This window comes from Njordella calcicola (assembly GCF_056494125.1).
In genome coordinates, this window is the sequence record NZ_CM151396.1 from 4,550,686 (window position 1) to 4,567,650 (window position 16,965).

A 16,965-nucleotide genomic window follows, 5' to 3' on the forward strand; every position below is an offset into this window, starting at 1 on the left:
GGTATTTTCCTGTACGTTTGACACCTGCCGGATAGCCGTTGACTTCGACCTTCAAAATTTCGTATGGTCCCGCGAGGATTGGCATAGAGTTTTCCGCTGAACCGATGTTAGATCGCAGCACAGTAGAGGCGAGCAAGGAGTGACCCATGGCACGTTCGAAGGATTCGAGCGACGAGGCGTTCAGTAAAGTACGTTCAAATGGTCGGACCAGAAAGCGCAGATTTGGCAAGCTGCGAATGCTGGGGTTTGGTCTGTTGTTGATCGTCGTTGGCGCTCTGGTTGCCATTCCTTATGTCGCTTCCAACGCGGGGATCGTCACAAAGCTTGCCAATCGCTTTGCTGGCATCGAACCTTTAAAAGTTCAGATCGGCGAAGTGCGTATTGGTTGGTTTTCACCGTTTCGCGCCGCAGGCATTCGTGTAATGGATGAACGCGGTGTCGAAGTGCTGAAGGTCGGTGAAATCGAAACTCAACTATCGATTTGGAACCTTGCGACGAACTACAGCGATCTGAGAAACATCTACGTTCGGCAAACGCGACTTGCTATCGATGTCCAGCCCAACACAACTAGCTTGGAAGAAGCGCTGCAGCCTCTACTGGCGAAATGGGCAACGCCCGTGGAAGTGATCGAAGAGCCCACGCCCGGAGCGGCCGTTACAGAATTCCAAGGTACCATCCAAATTGAAGACGCGGTCGTCATGGCTCGCGATAGCGTCTCAGGAGCTCAATGGGAATTCAGCATCGGCAACGCGGTGGTGCCAATGCCTACTGCAAAAAAACCGGTCCCAGCCATCTCGCTGGTTGGTCGTATTGCGGAAATTGACCAAGGCGGCAACGTCGTACTGCGATCCACTGGCCAATTCCAAGCGAGTATCGATGCGGTCGAAAACAATAATTCCATGCTGAGTGTTTCTAACGAATCGAAAACACAACGCATGCACTTGAAGTTAACCACCAGTGGCCTGCCGCTAGAATGGATCAGCTTGGTGAAACGTCGCTTGCCAAGTTTGCCGATCGATCAAGTGTCCGGAGCGGCAACAATTCAAGCTGACGTGGATGTCGACTCCATCCAGAGCATGGCGGCTAAGATTTCAACTGCTCAAGTCGACAATTTGAAAATCGACTCGCGCGATCTGCTGGGGCAAAGGGGAGCTACGCTTAACCAAGTGCGTTTGGTAGGCAACTTCTATTTGAATGGCAATACCATCCGGGCAGAACAAGTACAACTGACCAGCGATGTCGGCTTTCTGCGTGCTTCGGCTCGATCGTCGCTGACACCCACCACTCCAACGCTGCTGCGACCTTGGATTGATGACGCGGAGTTTGCCATCGATGGCGAGATCGATCTGTCACGCTTGACGCAAGTCGCCCCCGATGTCATCGTCATGCGCGACAACGCAAAACTGACTTCGGGCAAAGCGACCTTGTCGGTTCGCCAATCGCCCTCGAGCACTTCTAGCGCGATGCCCAATGTGGTTGCGAATCTGCGACTGGGTGCCTTGCAAGCGGAATTCCAAGGTTCGAAACTGCAATGGGACGATGCGCTGCAAATCGAAGCTCAAGTGCTGCCCAATGCAAATTCCGAGAACGGTTCAGCGGAATTCCAAGTCAACTGCGTAGCGGAGTTCTGTGAGATCACGGGCAAAGGAACATTAACGCAAGGCCAGATGACCGCCAGCATGGATCTCGACAAATTGGAAAAACGCGTCTCGCAATGGATTGAGCTGCCAACTGAATCGCTTGCGGGATCTGCCAATGCAAACATCGTTTGGCAACAACAAGGACAAGACCGCGTGGTCGCCACCGCACAAGTCACCTCAAGTCCACTTTCGATCGTCTTGCCAAGTGGTCGTTTGGATGAACCAGCGTGGAAGGGCGAAGCCACCGCGACACTTCGTATCGATGGTATGGAAGTGATCCAAATCGATCGAGCTTCTGCGAAACTGAAATCCGACTCCGAAGTGATCGACATCGCACTGAATTCTCCACTGCGAATCGCAGAACTGCCTGCGGGTTCGCCTGCGGTGCCACCCACGAAATCGACTGCAATGATCAAATTGGACTTGAAGTCATGTTCCAATCGCTCGTTGGTCTTTTCCGGTTTTGACCCCGGCGTTGCAATGAGCGGCTTTTGTGACCTGCAAGTGGAAGGGATTGTCGATAATATGCAGCCAATCATCCAATCGGCAACTTACGACATCACCGGCTTACGCATCCAAGGCGACGGTTACTCGGTCAACGAGAATCGTATCCAAGGTAAATTCCGAGGCCAAGTCAATGCGATGGATATCGTTCAAACGCGTGTCGAAGAACTGGTGGTCCAAGCGGAATCGTTTGCCCTTTCCGCTCGCGATGCCGCGGCTACCGAAGCTGGCTATTTGCGCAATGGCCAAGTGGCTTTCCGCATCGATCCAACGCGATTGATGAAGTCGCTGCAGTTCGACGATGCACAATCCGCTTCCACAATGCTCTACAGTGGCGATGTCACCGGACAAATGCAATGGTTGCTGAACGCAGAAAAGATTGACTGGCAATTAATGCTAGATGGCAAGAACATTTCCATAGACCAGTTACCCACCAGCGCCGTCGCGCCGACTTTGGTCAGTACCACCAGCGTGCCTAATACTGCGATGAGTACTAATCTCTGGAAAGAACCGCAGGTCAAAGCCGATGTCCGAGGCACTTACAAGATTACCGATGGCTCGGTCGTAATCCCTTCGGCAGCAATCCAAAGCGAATGGATGGCGTTCGCCGGATCGACTAACTATTCGACCGCAAACAACGAAACCTTGGTGAAATGCAATGGCCATTTAACCTACGATATGCGTTCCGTCATGAACAAGATGAGGCCTTGGGTCGGCAACTATGTGAATGCAACAGGGCAAAAAACCGAGCCGATTGAGTTCGTGTGGCGCAGCAGCAACAACTCAAGCGGCTCGTGGACCGATGCACTGTCGGCAACGACAAAAGTAAGCTGGGATCAAGGTGATGTGGTGGGCGTGGTCTTGGGGCCCGCGTCGGTGCCAATGTCGATTCGCAATGGTATCTTCACTACATCGACCGAAATTCCTGTGTCACAAGGGACCGTGCGTTGGGACCTGAGCAGTAATCTGGCGACCGAGCCGCTGATGATTGTTCAGAAACCGCAAGTGGTACTGGATCGAGTCGCCATCACTCCGCAGATGTGCGAGAGCTGGCTGAAATACGTTGCGCCGATCCTTTCGAATGTGGCGGCGATTCAAGGCCAGTTGAGCCTGGAAATTGAGCGAGCCGAAATCATGCCATTAGATCTTATGAATCAAACTGTCATAGGCAAGCTGTATGTCCATGGCGCAACCGTCGGCCCCGGTCCGCTTTCAGATCAGTTGATTGGCATTGCTCGTCAAGTCCGAGCGATGCGCAAGGGGGCCGCCTTGGATGTGGCCACGATCAATGATGACCTATGGGTACAGATGCCCGAGCAGAAGATTGCTTTTACCGTCGACCGCGGGATGATTTCGCATAAGGACTTGCAGTTGAACATTGGCGAAGTCATCGTCAAAACGTCTGGCGGCGCGCGACTCGATGGTCAACTGCAGATGGTTGCCAGCGTACCGATCCAAGCCGATTGGGTGAACGAGAATCAGTACTTAGCATCCTTGGCAGGCCAAACGATTGACCTGCCGATAGGAGGCACATTGCAGAAACCACAAGTGGATTTCACTCGCATGGGAGCGATCACGCAGCAGTTGGTATCTGCTGCGGCGCAGAAGGCGCTGCAGAAACAAGTTGATCGCGGCTTTAATAAGCTCCTTGGCCCGATTCAAAACCAGCTTGAACCGTTGCAACAACAGATCCAGTCGATCCCGAATCAGTTGCCGCAGTTACCACAGTTGCCGCAATTCCCCAACTTTGGCATTCCCGGTTTCGGCGGTACCAATTAAGCGGTGAAGCGAAACGCTGCGGACTTACCTAACAGCTAGTTGCGACGGCCGCCTGGGCCTTGTGGTCGCAGCGGCGATTGGTCGATTTCTAACGCGGCGCCTTTCAGCTCCTCAAGCTTCGATTTCTGCGCGTCAGTCAACACCGCCATCAATGCGGCGTTCGCTTCGCTTGTGAGCTTTGCAGTTGCTTCGCGACGATCCTCAGGACTCATGCCTTGCCAATCCCCCATCGCTTCGCGGCGTGCAGCTTGGCTGGCATCGCTTGCGGCCTTCAGAGCAGCAGCTTGCTCTGCAGTTACGCCCAAGGCCTCCGAGATCTGAGCGTCGAGAATCGCTGATGCACCGTTGACTTGAACGAACAAACCATGAATCCGCATCGCTTGCGCTTCATCCATCTTGGCCATCAGTTCCGCATCGAGCTCCGAATTTACTTTCGCAAGTTCCGCTCGCATGGACTGAGGGTTTCCACCATCCGCTAACGCAGCTCGCTTGTCGCGCTGCTTTGCCAGCAGGTCGGTCGCCAACTTCTTCTGCTCGTCCGTCAGCTTCAGTTCGGATTGGACCTCAGACAAAGTTGCCAGTTCAAATCGAGCTCGCACCTGTTGGCCGCCACGACCGCCACCACCAAAGCCGCCTCGCTGCGCTAAGGCAAAATCGGAAAGAGCCACGAATGCAAGTAGACTGCAGATTGGCATCGCCAAATACTTCAAAGAACGCATATCAAATACCCTTGAGAGAAACCTAGAAATCGAAACGCAGCGCCGGTCGACAGAATCCGATAGGTCGCCGCTGGCGAGAATGGGGTCGGTGCAACTCGAGCAAGCCCTTGCAGCGAAACATCGGGCATCTCGCCTTTATCGTGACTCATTCTTCCTCAAAGCCGCCCGAATTGCAATTAGGCGCACCTTAGAATGTAGCGCAATTGCTGCAATCGCGTTCGAATTGTGCCGAAATCTACAGCGAACTGCGAAAGATCGGAACCAGAAGTTGCCGCACTCGCATCTGCGATCGCTTGAAGGCAGATGCGTCTCCCGCAACTACCGACGGTAGACCAAGTCGATTTTGTTGGACCGGTTGACTTTGCTGCATGCGATGCGTGACCGCCTCTTTGACAACGTGGCACACGCGAGCATCTTGGATCAAAATGCCGAACTCTAAGTTCAATCGATCGGACCGCGCGTCCATGTTATAGCTGCCCAAGAGCACGGTATGGTCATCGACCAAAATCGACTTGCAATGCAATGTGTCGTTGCCCATATACTCGACCAAACAGACACCCATGCGTTGGAACTCACGTTTGTCGTTTTGATAAGCGGCATAGGGCGCCGTGCGATCGGTCGACGCCAGCGAATTGGTTAGCAGCGTCACTTTCACACCACGCTCGATCGCTCGTTGGATTGAATCCTTTACAGGCCGCTCCAAAACCGGATACGGGCTTTCAATCCAGACGTATGCATTGGAGGAGTCGATCAAGGAGATGACCTGACGTTGAAAGTGTCGCTCGGTTTTATCGGTCCCTTGGTCGTGGACCAGCGACATACATTCGATATCTTCAACGCAAGCGTCAAGCCGTTCTGCATGAGGGCTGTCGACGAAGTCAGCGCGGCTTGCTATCCGCTGTGCCGCTTCCTGCAGCCGACGCTCGTAAATCTCAACTCGCTTTGCCACCAATGGCCGCCAAATGATGCTTTGCGATCGATTGGTCGGCAGCGACGCCGAGCCATTGCTGCTGGGAGTTATTGGTTGGGTTGTGAAGCTGCTGGTGAGGTACGAACCCGCGATCGCGGTCGGCACCTTCATTTCGAAGTTATCGCGTAGATCCAGGCCGAATGAACGCGAGTCGTCGACGGAGTAAACTTCAGGGGAGTTCCAGAGTTGATGAAAATGCGCAGCAGCTTGGCGGCAGATATCTCCGGTATACAACGCATCCATGTCTTCGAAGTTTTCTTTATTGATCCCGAAGTGCGAATCTTCGAGATTGCGACTGCCAACAATCATCGCTTTGCGATCGACCACGAACAGTTTGTAGTGGATGCGTCGATTCAGCCACAGGAGATGGCCTTTGAAAGGCGGATGATAGACGCGAAACTCGATGCCATCACGAATCAACAGGTCTTCGAAATCGGAAGGCAACCGCGACTTGAGACCATCGACTAAGATATGGACCTTGACGCCTCGTTGTGCTGCGGCCCGTAGATGGCTGAGTAGCGTCAGTGCGATATCGCCGGAATCGATCGCATAGTACGCGATATCGATTTGCTCTTGCGCGAGATCGATCAGTTCGATTCGAGCGTCATAGGCACTGCGATGGCCGTTGAGCAAGCAGAAGTCGTCAGCCGCCCCCAGCGTTGGTAGGCAAGCGAACAGAATTGCCATTACGTATTTGGCAGACTTGATTGAGTGCCAGCAGCAATTGACCGCAATCCGTACCATGAAGTTTCCGAAGTCCAAGAACAATGCAACGAAGCAGCAATGTCCTATCGACCGGAAACCCGCTCACCATCGGACTAGGGATTCCACACGGCAAGCTTTCCCTGAAAGGTAAATCTTGCCAAGCTTGCCTAGGCTGCGGAAGCAACCTTCCATCGCTTGCTACCCAGCAACAGGCGGCTGACCTAGTAAGTCGATTCGAGATACTCGACGTTGATCAGTATGCAGCCATGCGCAGGAGCGGAAAGTAACGCTCCAATAGAGACCCATACACGTTCAGAACGACAACGACCTCGACAATCGTTATCAGTACGACATGCAACCGATGCTTACCAGCGAGAGTCACTGCAACCTGGTAGCTTGTCCCAAAACAAATTCCAAGCGTCGCTATTCGCAGCAGGAGGAACGCCAAAATCTCGAACTGAAAGTAATGACAAATCAGACCGACGGACGCTACGGACGCTACGGCCAAAAATGGCAGAAGCAACAAGCCTAGTCTCCACCAAGATTTTCCAGTTCGAACCTCCGTCGACATCGGTTCATAAGGGTTATGCTGCGTCTTCATCTTGACTCCGTATCGGAACTAGGCGGCTCTTTCGCTAGTTCGACAAAGTCATCAGATTGAGAATCTGAGATGCTAGGATCGGTCGATATTGAGCGAATTTTGATTCATCTTATTCCAAGCCGCAGAGCTGTGAAGTTACGACCAAGCCAAACTTTCTCGACGGAACGAATTCCCCTGAAGGGTACTATCTGTCAGCACCCCGTTCAATGCAAGTGGGGGCTGGAGATTTGCGTCTAAGGAAGCAAGTCTCTGATACAAAATGGTTTACGTCAACACCGGTCCGGCAAAGCGGTTTGCGTCTAAGCAAGCTCCTTAAACCCATATTGGAGCTTATCAGTCACATTGCGAGACGCTGACATCATCCTAATTTGATGACTTGCTCTGCTTTGAGGAACGTTAAGGTCGCCGTTCCACTGGCTCTTTGAAGAAGGTAAACTAGTGGGATGAACCAGCCACCATTCGATGAAAGTTTTCCGCACCTTGCTTCGTCTCCGATCGTAGAATCGGTGGTTCAATGGACTGCGCGCTCTTCGTTTGGGCCGCAGGATCTAGCTTGGCAAAGCCGATTCAAGGAACTTCTGCCCGACCTCCCGGTTTCTTTCCCGACTCACTCGCAATCGATCGAAACGATGATCGTCGAAGACGGCAGTACCCAACAAACCGTCAATCGCCCCTGGCTCGGACTTCGCCTGGAAAGTGAAGACAAAAAATGGATCGTGCAAACGGATTATCAAGGTGTCGTCCTTAGCCGACTCCGACCGTACTGTGGTTGGGATGAATTTGTCAGTCAGGGCCTGAAGGTTTGGGATGCTTATCGCGAGTGCGCAGAGCCAAGCGAAATTCAACGGCTCAGTGTCCGATCGATCAATGTCATCGAAATCAAAACATTCGATGATGTGCGAGTCTATCTTCGACATCCGCCAGAGTGTCTAGACAACGCTGATTTGCCAGCATCCGGCTTTATGTACCAAAGTCTCCATCGAATTCCAAATCATCCGTATCAGGTCAATGTTGTCAGGACAATTCCAGCCAAAAACCACGATAAAATCGGCATGCCATCGCTTATTGTCGATACAGACTCGATGACTTTGGAGTCGCATCTCGAGCTCGAGAGTTCCCCAAACCATTTACTTGCCCTAAAATGGCTGAAGGACAAAACGTTTTTTAGTCTCATCACCCCAGACGCCATTCAAGAGTTTAGCAAATGACAAGAATCACGACCGGCTTTAGTGATGCAGCTCGAGCGGTAACTCAGGCGATGGAATTCCAATCAAGCGGCCTTCGATGTTCCGAGACATTTGGTCTTGATAGCCAATTGCGAGAAGAATTGGCTGATATCTGGGGAGAGTGCCAAGAGTCGAACTGGGATGGATTCAAGGGTCAACCCGTATCGAGAGACACTTTGCGTCAGGTTTATCGTCTGCTTGAGGAGATACCGACATACATCACTGCTCCAAGCCTTTCAGCTCATCCGGACGGAGCTATCGCGATGGAATGGTATCAGTCGAAGAATCGACAAATTGTCTTGAGTGTGATCGATGGCGAAATTCACTATGCTGCAAAGCTTGGGGCAAATCGCCATCACGGCAGCTTCGCAATCATCGATGGTTGGCCAAAGTCATTGTTGTCTTTGATTTCAAAAATCTCAAAAACATGATTGACGAAGATAGTGTGCCCCCCATCGAACAGGACGAATTGCTTTCACGCTGCGTCCTCTCCAGCAAATACGTACGCGCCGCGACGTCCGGCGATTTGACTACAGGTCGAGTCAAAGCGGGAGCCTTTATCCCACATCCCCATGACGACCTTTCCGTTAATCGACATAAGAGCTCGTCGCTCGACGAAGTATGGCAGTTGTGTCGGCAAGTTGCGAGACTGACGCATAAGAATCTTTACGGTAGGGCAGAGGTTTCGGCGGAATCCTTTACCTCACAGAGGTTGGTAGTGAAACCCGATCCCATTCGTCGTGACAATAGCGAGGGATTACCCCCAAATCCGAATCATGCCATCGTGGTCAGTTGGCCTGCTGAAAAATCCGCACAACTAATGTTGGCCCAGAATATAGCGGACGGATGTCGCTACTTTGCGACGGAGGGATAATCATTTGTTACTCGTCCCCGATCGGCCGGACGTATTTCGACGCCTTGCTGAATTGTCGGATCGTAAGCTCGATCGGATAATCGCAGGGCTCGACTAAACTTTCATACATGGCGACCAAGTCTGCCACGAAAAACAACCATAATGCAGTGAAGTCGCTACGGCCAAAAATGGCACAAGCAACAAGCCTAGTCTCCACCAAGATTTTCCTGTTCGAACCCCCGTCGACATCGGTTCATAAGGGTTATGCTGCGTCTTCATCTTGACTCCGTATCGGAACCAGGCGGCTCTTTCGCTAGTTCGACAAAGTCATCAGATTGAGAATCTGAGCTTGGTGGAAGCTCGCTAGGGCTTTTTACGCCACGGCCATTAAACAGCTCCCTCGCGAAATGCGAGCCGATGGCACCAAGCACAATGATTGCGATGCAATGGAAAAGCACCATGATTTCCCAAACAAGCGCTGAGCCTCCCTTTACCTCGTAAGCGGCAATTGTTGCTAATTGCGATGTGAGCAACCGAGGAGAACTGGTATCAAACTCATCGCTTCCAATAAAAGCGACGACTAAGCCATACACGGTCACGGGGACAACAAAACCAATGGCAGCATGTCGATCTTCTGGTCCACCAACCAATGCGACGATCAATCGGAACGAATAGATCATGAGCAGCAGGAAGACGATCAAGGCAGCGAACACGCCACCAATCTTCATCCCAGCCAAAGACAAGGCTATAAATGCGATATATACAAAGAGATCTCGAAGCGGCATGGCTTGCCCACGTCTCCAGATGCATTGTTCGTGCTCCCACCGTTAGGCAACGGCTCAGAATAGACGTACCAACGGACATCTTTGTCCGTTGAAGTATCGACGAACTTGGAAGTCCGTCGTACGGTACTCCAAGCTCGAGCGATTGCCTGTAGGCGGAAGCATTTGAAAGACCGCAATTCAACCGGCTCGAAAGATGAGATTAAATCAAGTCCAGCAACACTTTGGCTTTTTCTTCGGCGGTTCCGTTTGCAATGGTACTGCCATCCTCGCCCAAGATCTTCTCGCAAGCAGCTTGATAGTCGCTGTCGTCCAAATACCCCTTGGACTTCCAGAAGTAAATTTCAAACACGCGGTCTAGCTTGTCGCGGCTTTCGTCGTCGGTCAACGTCGGCAATCGCTTTGACTTGATCAACTCACCGGTGATTGCTTCGGGAATCTCAGGATTCAGTCCAACACCTTTTCGCGCGCCCTCCAGAAGTTTGGCCATCGCATCGGACACCACCGTGTCTTTTCCTTTGGCCATCAACTCCGCCACATCGTCATTGCGAAGCGTTTTGGTCAGGGCCACCGCCTTGCCTGTGTTGACATTGATCAGCTTGGCGACACACTCATTCTGAGTGTAATCGGAGCGGCGGTTGACTTTGACGTTCACTTCGAAAATCACGAGCGCCCCAAAGCCTTCTTCTTTGGCGGTCTTAATCAGTTCCGTCGATTTGCCTTTGCCAATAAAGTGCAGTCCCGGTGCGACTCGAGGATGTTTTGCCGCGCTCAGTTTCGACTGCAATGGATCTTTGGTGGCTGGTGCGGGGGGGGCACTAGAACCGTAGTCGCTGCCGCCGCCATAGCTAGAGCCGTAATCGCTGCCACCGCCATAGCTACTGCCGTAATCTGAGCCACCGTATGCAACCCCTTGATTGGTCGTGGGTTTCGCGGGCAGTTGCACTTTGACTTCCTTTTCCGCATACAGAGGCAACCAAGCTCCCTCGGCGTGAGCGGTCAGCATGAACTGAATCAATTCGGAGGCCATGAGTCCCGCCGCCTTTTCGACTTCGGAATGAAAATGCACGGAACCCTTCTTCTCGTAACTTACTACTTCCTTCGGTTTCTTTTCCTTAGCGGGCCGTCCGCCGGAACCGCCGCCGTAGCCGCCGGAACCGCCTCCGTAGCCACCGTCACTACCGTATCCGTCGCCGCCGCCGTAGCTGCCATCCAACGCCATTTTGCCGTAATAGATTGGGTTGTATTCAGTAACGCCTTCCGGTGCAGTGATCTGGTACCCGACCGCGACTTGGCTGAGCAATTCTGGTTGCTGGGTGATCGACGACCAGCGGACCGCTCCGGCCACTTTGGAACCGTCATCGTCACTGATCAATGCCGCCGCTTTAGCCAATCGCGCTGACAGTTCCTCGTTGCCTTCGTCAAACGCTTTCTCGGAAGCTTCCATCCACGTCAATGGAGCGGCTGGTTTCGCGGCTGCCGCTTGGCCATAACCGCCGCCGCCGCCATAGCTGTCGCCATACCCACTGCTGGATGAATCGCCGTACCCTGCGTTGGATGAATCGCCGTATCCAGCGCTGCTGCTTTCGCCATAGCCCGCGCCGTAACCGGTGTCGGCACCTTTGTAGCCACCTGCGCTGGATGGATCAGAGTAGCCCGCTCCATATCCGCCGCTCGCTCCGCCATATGTGTTGGGATCGGGCGAACTGCTGTCCCCATAGGCGGCTGCTGGCGCGGCCGGAGCTGCTTCGGCTGCCGGAGCAGGCTCTGCGGCTGGCGCTGTCGTGGCCGCCGGCGTTGCTTCCAACGTCTCCGTTGCGACTTGTTCACTGGAACAGCCAAAGGTCATGGACAGCAACATGAGGGCCTGTGACCCCAGGAGAAAGCGAACTCGCATAATCAACGACCTCGAAAGAGAAGTACGGCAAAGATAGCTTAGGAGCGAAATCGCTGCCATCTGAACAGCGTTAACTGTTATTATGGGGTCTTACCAGACCATTGTCGAGCGTCCTAAACATTTTTCATAGTTTTCTACAGGGTAAAGCAGAGAATTGCTTACCGTTTCTTACTTATGGATTGGTACAAGCTTTGCAAACTTGCAGATCGCTCGCGCAGACTGCCACATTCGCACCGACGCGCAGCCGACCCCTCCCTGCCTCTCGCAAGAAAGCTTTCAACATGACCTTTCGTTTCGATAAATTGACCATCAAGGCGCAGGAAGCTATTGCGCTTGCCCAGTCGTTGGCTGCTGAGCGAGGCAATCCTGAACTAGACGCGCTGCACGTTCTGGCGGCTCTGCTACAGGACGCCAGCGGTATTCCTGTATCGCTGCTGAAGAAAATCGGAGCCGACGTTACAAATCTCGCCAAAAGCACGTCGGCCGAAATGGATCGACTGCCCAAGACCAGTGGCGGCCGTACGCCTGGAGTCGGGCCCACCTTGCAAAAAGTGCTGGAAGCTGCGGCTGCGGTCGGCGAGGGTATGAAGGACGAGTTCTTGAGCACCGAGCATCTGCTGTTGGGCATCACGCGAACGGATAACAAAGCGGCCTCTATCTTGAAACTCTTGGGTGTCACTGAAAAGGACTTGCTGCAAGGGCTGCAAAGTGTGCGAGGCAGCGCACGTGTGACAGATCAGAACCCGGAAGGCAAATTCCAGGCGCTTGAAAAATATGGGATCGATCTGGTTGAACAAGCTCGCAAAAATCGCCTCGACCCAGTTATCGGTCGCGACAGTGAGATTCGACGCGTGATCCAAGTGCTTTCCCGGCGCACCAAGAACAATCCCGTCCTAATCGGTGAACCAGGCGTTGGGAAGACGGCTATTGTCGAAGGCCTCGCCCTGCGCATCGTGCAAGGCGACGTGCCGCAGACGCTAAAGGATCGCCGTGTCATCGCGTTGGACATGGGCGCTTTGGTCGCAGGTACGAAGTTCCGTGGCGAATTTGAAGAACGCTTGAAGGCCGTACTGCGCGAAGTCAAAGATGCCGAAGGCGAAATTATCCTGTTTATTGACGAACTGCACACGGTCGTGGGCGCTGGAGCTGCCGAAGGTGGCAGCGATGCGGCGAACTTGCTGAAACCCGAGTTGGCTCGTGGCCAGTTGCGAGCGATCGGTGCCACGACGCTGAACGAGTATCGTAAGTACATCGAAAAAGATGCCGCGCTGGAACGTCGCTTCCAACCCGTCTACGTGGGTGAGCCTTCGATCGAGGACACCATTACGATCCTTCGCGGGCTGAAGGGCAAGTACGAATCTCATCACGGCGTCCGCATTCGCGATTCAGCCTTGGTGGCGGCTGCGAATCTATCGAATCGCTACATCACCGATCGCTTCTTGCCTGACAAAGCGATCGACTTGGTTGATGAAGCGGCCTCACGATTGGCGATGGAACGTGAAAGCGTACCGACCGAGATCGACTTTATCCAACGGCGTTTGCGACAACTGGAAATCGCGCAGCGTCAACTGCGAGAAGAAGAAGCGGATGAGAACGCCGCTCACTCGCTGAGCGATGTGGAAGCCGAAATGCAATCGCTGCAACGCGAACTGGCTTCGTTGCGCGAACAATGGGAAGCCGAAAAGCTGGGGCTTTCGGACACGCAGTCGGTACGCAAACAACTGGACAAAGCGGAAACCGAGTTTGCCGCACTGGACGCAGAGATCAAGAAGTTGCAGTCTTCGGGTGAGGGTGTCAGCGAAAGCGATTATCAAAAACTGTTTGAACTGGACCAATCGCGACGCAAACTGCGAAAACAATTGGAGGCGGAAGAGGACCACCCCAAGGAGCAGGTCAGCCGCTCGCACAACCGATTGCTGCGCACGGAAGTCTCCGCTGACGAAATCGCTACGGTCGTCAGTGCTTGGACCGGCGTACCGGTCGCTCGTATGCTGGAGACTGAACGGGCCAAATTGCTAGTGATGGAAGAACGCTTGCACCAACGTTTGATTGGTCAAGATCAAGCGGTTACGGCCATTTCGGACGCTGTGCGTCGCAGCCGCAGCGGCTTGCAAGATCCCAATCGACCCATCGGCTCGTTTTTGTTCTTGGGCCCGACCGGCGTGGGCAAAACGGAACTGTGCAAGACGCTAGCAGAGATCTTGTTTGACGATGAAACGGCAATGGTGCGGATGGACATGAGCGAATTCATGGAACGTCACTCCGTGTCGCGTCTCATCGGAGCCCCCCCCGGATATGTCGGCTATGAAGAAGGCGGCAAATTAACCGAAGCGGTCCGACGTCGTCCTTATTCTGTACTGTTACTGGATGAAATGGAGAAGGCGCACCCGGACGTCTTTAACGTTCTGCTGCAAGTGTTAGACGACGGTCGTTTGACCGACAGTCACGGCCGCACCGTCGACTTTACCAACACGATCATTGTGATGACCAGCAACATTGGCAGCCAAGTGATTCAGAAGGTTACCGAAGAAGGTGGCTCGCATGACGAAATGATCGAAGCCATCCAAGCTCCACTGCGTCAGAAATTCTTGCCGGAGTTTTTGAATCGTATTGATGAGGTGGTGATCTTTGAACCACTACGTCAGTCGCAGATCCGTCGCATCGTCGATTTGCAGATTCAGCGTTTACGTGAGCAGTTAGCGGGGCGGCATATTACGATCCATGTTTCGGAAGCGGCCGCGGATGCCATTGGTGACGAAGGCTATGACCCACAATATGGGGCTAGACCTTTGAAGCGAGTGATCCAGCGTCGGTTACAGAATCCGATTGCTACGGAGTTGCTCAAGAGTGGCTCGTCGGAGAATAAGCACATTGACGTTCATTATCAGGACGGAAGTTTTGTGATAACGACCAGCGACCAGTCACCCCCGGTCGCTCAACCCGCCAGCGTGTAACGCCGAGTCTTCGTAGGCTTTGTAGGCCGGTAACAAGGTTGCGACTATTCGTAGTCGCGCCTTACTCACCAGCTTCGTGCAAGGCCTTGCGGACTAGCGAAGCGTCGGAGTTGCCGAAGTTCGATCGCTGGACCATCAAAACGTAAATTCGACCCTTCACCGGATCGATCCACGCTTGAGTCCCATAAGCTCCGCCATGGCCAAAACTGCCAGTCGATAACGCTTCGCTGACACCCTGCGGTTCGCGCACAACACAACACCCAATGCCCCAACCGTTCCCGGGCGTAAACCCCGTTTTCAAATCGCCCGTCGCGATCGTGCGCATCGTCGCTACCGACTGCGGACTCAGGATCTGCCGCCCCTCCCACTGCCCATCACTAAGCAACATCTGACAAAACTTCGTGTAATCAGCGATGGTCGAAAATAGTCCGCCGTTGGCGGCAGGAAAACGCGACCGATCCGTCGGCGACTTGCCGGATAACAACCCAATCGCCTTCTCACGAAAGCCCCCCTCTTCTAATGTGTCATAGCTAGTTGCCAGTCGCTTAAGCTGATCGTCGGATAAATAAAAGGTCGTGTCATTCATTCCCAGTGGCTTACAAATACGTTGCTCAACAAACGTATCAAAACTCATCCCGGAAACCACTTCGACTATCCGAGCGGCTGTGTTGATGCTGGTCTGCGAATACTGCCACTTCGAACCTGGCGCGAATAGCACTTTGACCTTCGCGTACTTTGCCGCTACGTCCGCCAATGTCGCATCCGCATACGCTTGCCCCGCAGGCAGTTCAGCCATACCCGAAGTATGTGTCAGCAAATGCCGTAACGTAATCTTCGCAGGCTGGCCATCATCCGTCATCAGCCCGCTCATCTCAGGTAGATGCTGTGCGATGGGATCGTCCAATGAAAGTTTGCCTTCATCGACCAAAATCATCACGCACGCGGCTGTCACCGGTTTGCTCATCGAAGCGATCCAAAAGATCGAGTCCGCTTGCATCGGCTCTTTGCGATCGACGTTCGCTAGCCCCAGCACCGTTTGGCTGCGAACGCTCTTGGCATCAGCGATCACCGCGACCGCTCCAGCTACGGTACCGTTTTCAATAAAGGGCCGTAAGGATTCATCCAGTTTGGCGTTCCCGCCATCCTTTGCAATTGCAGGTTCAAAAGCAAAGGTCGCGATCGCAACGGCAGCGGCCGCAGAAGCGGTTATCAAGTGTCTCATGGTTGGCCTCGAAAGATTTCAATAAAGTTGGCACGTAGAATACAGGATAGCAGATTCCGACGCGCCTGTTGGGGCCAGCTCACACGTCCCCTCCAAAGTGAATCAAGCTTTGCGAGTTGCGGCAACTAGCAACCTCCAAGCGGCCGGTGCATGGTAGCAGAACCATGGCGTCCCGCTTACACTCTGAGTATCACGCGGTCATCAGGCGAAGTGTCTCGACGTAGCGCGATGGCGGCTGAATTTTTTCCAGTTGTTTTTATTCCCGTGGCTGATAGAAATCCCATGCAACGAAATCGAGGCGTCCGAGCGGTCAAGATCCATCCGACCTTTCCATTGGACGAACTGGAGATCAGAAAACTGCGCCGCGCGTCCATCATGCGCAGTCCCAAGCTCCTGCTGCTCAGTCTCTTCAGCTCTTGGTTCACTAATCGCAATGCGAAAGCGGGTGATATCCAGTCGTTGCTCGATCGAGCTGCGTTACTGTGGCGCGACCAGTATGAAGAGCTCACCATGCAGGTTGTTCGCCAAATGATCACGGAAAGCAACCAGTCGCAGGACGAAGCGATTACGCGTTTAATCGACGAACTAGCACGCAATGGACACCGTGAGTACGCGATCACTCTCGGGAAGTTCTTGATCCTCAAGCAAAGTATCGAACACGAACTGCACGTGGATGGCAAGCTTGACCAACGTAAGCAAGAGCTGGAGATCCTGATCGACAATATTTGCCAGGAAGTTTGCCATGAGATCTATCGTGCTTCGGCCTTGGATGGCACGCTGTCAGAGCTACTGACGACCGGCGACCAAGCGGAATTGGAGACTAGGTCCAATCATTTGCAAGAACATCACCTTCGCATTCGCAACGCTTACAACACGCTCAAGCAAACTGCAGAACAAGTGACCATCTTGTTGAAACCCGGAAGCAGCGAGCAAGCGAAAGCTGATATTGAGGTGCTCGATCAATTGTTGTCCACGTTGCAGCAAGAGAATAATATCGCCAGGAACATCGATCATCGTTTGCGCAGCGAACTGCCGAACCTTGAGCGTCATTAGGCGGGAGCTGGTTCGTAGTCCCGCCTTTAGGCGGCGCTAGCAATACGTTTTCCTTAAGAA

13 protein-coding genes are annotated in these 16,965 nt (G+C 53.3%); 6 read left to right on the forward strand and 7 right to left on the reverse strand.

Annotated features, from left to right (window positions below):
* Positions 1-146: 146 nt before the first annotated feature.
* A complete protein-coding gene (locus tag SH302x_RS17650) occupies positions 147-3,923 on the forward strand; it encodes an AsmA family protein (protein WP_479363770.1) in 3,777 nt (1,258 codons plus the stop codon).
* Positions 3,924-3,958: 35 nt separating this feature from the next.
* Here SH302x_RS17650 and SH302x_RS17655 read toward each other — a convergent pair whose 3' ends face one another.
* From SH302x_RS17655 to SH302x_RS17670, 4 genes are all read right to left on the reverse strand, one after another.
* Positions 3,959-4,642, reverse strand: coding sequence for a hypothetical protein (locus SH302x_RS17655; RefSeq protein ID WP_479363772.1), 684 nt, complete (start codon positions 4,640-4,642; stop codon positions 3,959-3,961).
* Complete coding sequence (locus SH302x_RS17660; RefSeq protein WP_479363774.1) at positions 4,630-4,791, reverse strand: hypothetical protein; 162 nt, start codon at positions 4,789-4,791, stop codon at positions 4,630-4,632. The genes SH302x_RS17655 and SH302x_RS17660 overlap by 13 nt, the downstream gene beginning before the upstream one ends.
* A gap of 86 nt (positions 4,792-4,877) precedes the next feature.
* Positions 4,878-6,299 carry a phospholipase D-like domain-containing protein gene (locus SH302x_RS17665; RefSeq protein WP_479363776.1) on the reverse strand — a complete coding sequence of 474 codons (1,422 nt, stop codon included), beginning with the start codon at positions 6,297-6,299 and terminating at the stop codon, positions 4,878-4,880.
* 271 nt (positions 6,300-6,570) lie between these two features.
* Positions 6,571-6,918, reverse strand: coding sequence for a hypothetical protein (locus SH302x_RS17670; RefSeq protein ID WP_479363777.1), 348 nt, complete (start codon positions 6,916-6,918; stop codon positions 6,571-6,573).
* Between the two features lie 443 nt (positions 6,919-7,361).
* Here SH302x_RS17670 and SH302x_RS17675 point away from each other — a divergent pair, with 443 nt between their 5' ends.
* Genes SH302x_RS17675 through SH302x_RS17685 form a run of 3 tightly spaced genes read left to right on the forward strand, consistent with a single transcriptional unit; the run spans position 7,362 to position 9,018 of the window.
* Positions 7,362-8,126: a TIGR04255 family protein gene (locus SH302x_RS17675; protein WP_479363778.1), complete on the forward strand. Its 765-nt coding sequence runs from the start codon at positions 7,362-7,364 to the stop codon at positions 8,124-8,126.
* On the forward strand, positions 8,123-8,575 hold the full coding sequence (locus tag SH302x_RS17680; RefSeq protein ID WP_479363779.1) for a hypothetical protein: 453 nt from the start codon (positions 8,123-8,125) through the stop codon (positions 8,573-8,575). Before SH302x_RS17675 ends, SH302x_RS17680 begins: the two co-directional genes overlap by 4 nt.
* A complete protein-coding gene (locus tag SH302x_RS17685) occupies positions 8,572-9,018 on the forward strand; it encodes a hypothetical protein (RefSeq protein ID WP_479363780.1) in 447 nt (148 codons plus the stop codon). The genes SH302x_RS17680 and SH302x_RS17685 overlap by 4 nt, the downstream gene beginning before the upstream one ends.
* A 254-nt stretch (positions 9,019-9,272) precedes the next feature.
* On the opposite strand, the gene SH302x_RS17690 is transcribed toward SH302x_RS17685, so the two are convergent.
* Positions 9,273-9,782, reverse strand: a complete 510-nt coding sequence (locus tag SH302x_RS17690; RefSeq protein ID WP_479363781.1) for a hypothetical protein — start codon at positions 9,780-9,782, stop codon at positions 9,273-9,275.
* 199 nt (positions 9,783-9,981) lie between these two features.
* Positions 9,982-11,676, reverse strand: coding sequence for a DUF4766 domain-containing protein (locus tag SH302x_RS17695; RefSeq protein WP_479363783.1), 1,695 nt, complete (start codon positions 11,674-11,676; stop codon positions 9,982-9,984).
* A gap of 281 nt (positions 11,677-11,957) precedes the next feature.
* On the opposite strand from SH302x_RS17695, the gene clpB reads away from it, so the two are divergent.
* The gene (clpB, locus tag SH302x_RS17700) at positions 11,958-14,630 is read left to right on the forward strand and encodes an ATP-dependent chaperone ClpB (RefSeq protein WP_479363785.1); all 2,673 of its coding nucleotides are present in this window, start codon (positions 11,958-11,960) and stop codon (positions 14,628-14,630) included.
* A 61-nt stretch (positions 14,631-14,691) separates the two neighbouring features.
* Here clpB and SH302x_RS17705 read toward each other — a convergent pair whose 3' ends face one another.
* The gene (locus SH302x_RS17705; RefSeq protein WP_479363786.1) at positions 14,692-15,852 is read right to left on the reverse strand and encodes a serine hydrolase domain-containing protein; all 1,161 of its coding nucleotides are present in this window, start codon (positions 15,850-15,852) and stop codon (positions 14,692-14,694) included.
* Positions 15,853-16,134: 282 nt separating this feature from the next.
* On the opposite strand from SH302x_RS17705, the gene SH302x_RS17710 reads away from it, so the two are divergent.
* A complete protein-coding gene (locus SH302x_RS17710; protein WP_479363787.1) occupies positions 16,135-16,905 on the forward strand; it encodes a hypothetical protein in 771 nt (256 codons plus the stop codon).
* The last annotated feature ends 60 nt before the right edge of the window (positions 16,906-16,965 follow it).

Excerpts from the sequence above, each read along its gene's own strand:
- SH302x_RS17650 (WP_479363770.1), top strand. The coding sequence starts at position 147 with ATGGCACGTTCGAAGGATTCGAGCGACGAGGCGTTCAGTAAAGTACGT.
- SH302x_RS17655 (WP_479363772.1), bottom strand. The coding sequence starts at position 4,642 with ATGCGTTCTTTGAAGTATTTGGCGATGCCAATCTGCAGTCTACTTGCA.
- SH302x_RS17660 (WP_479363774.1), bottom strand. The coding sequence starts at position 4,791 with ATGAGTCACGATAAAGGCGAGATGCCCGATGTTTCGCTGCAAGGGCTT.
- SH302x_RS17665 (WP_479363776.1), bottom strand. The coding sequence starts at position 6,299 with ATGGCAATTCTGTTCGCTTGCCTACCAACGCTGGGGGCGGCTGACGAC.
- SH302x_RS17670 (WP_479363777.1), bottom strand. The coding sequence starts at position 6,918 with ATGAAGACGCAGCATAACCCTTATGAACCGATGTCGACGGAGGTTCGA.
- SH302x_RS17675 (WP_479363778.1), top strand. The coding sequence starts at position 7,362 with ATGAACCAGCCACCATTCGATGAAAGTTTTCCGCACCTTGCTTCGTCT.
- SH302x_RS17680 (WP_479363779.1), top strand. The coding sequence starts at position 8,123 with ATGACAAGAATCACGACCGGCTTTAGTGATGCAGCTCGAGCGGTAACT.
- SH302x_RS17685 (WP_479363780.1), top strand. The coding sequence starts at position 8,572 with ATGATTGACGAAGATAGTGTGCCCCCCATCGAACAGGACGAATTGCTT.
- SH302x_RS17690 (WP_479363781.1), bottom strand. The coding sequence starts at position 9,782 with ATGCCGCTTCGAGATCTCTTTGTATATATCGCATTTATAGCCTTGTCT.
- SH302x_RS17695 (WP_479363783.1), bottom strand. The coding sequence starts at position 11,676 with ATGCGAGTTCGCTTTCTCCTGGGGTCACAGGCCCTCATGTTGCTGTCC.
- clpB (WP_479363785.1), top strand. The coding sequence starts at position 11,958 with ATGACCTTTCGTTTCGATAAATTGACCATCAAGGCGCAGGAAGCTATT.
- SH302x_RS17705 (WP_479363786.1), bottom strand. The coding sequence starts at position 15,852 with ATGAGACACTTGATAACCGCTTCTGCGGCCGCTGCCGTTGCGATCGCG.
- SH302x_RS17710 (WP_479363787.1), top strand. The coding sequence starts at position 16,135 with ATGCAACGAAATCGAGGCGTCCGAGCGGTCAAGATCCATCCGACCTTT.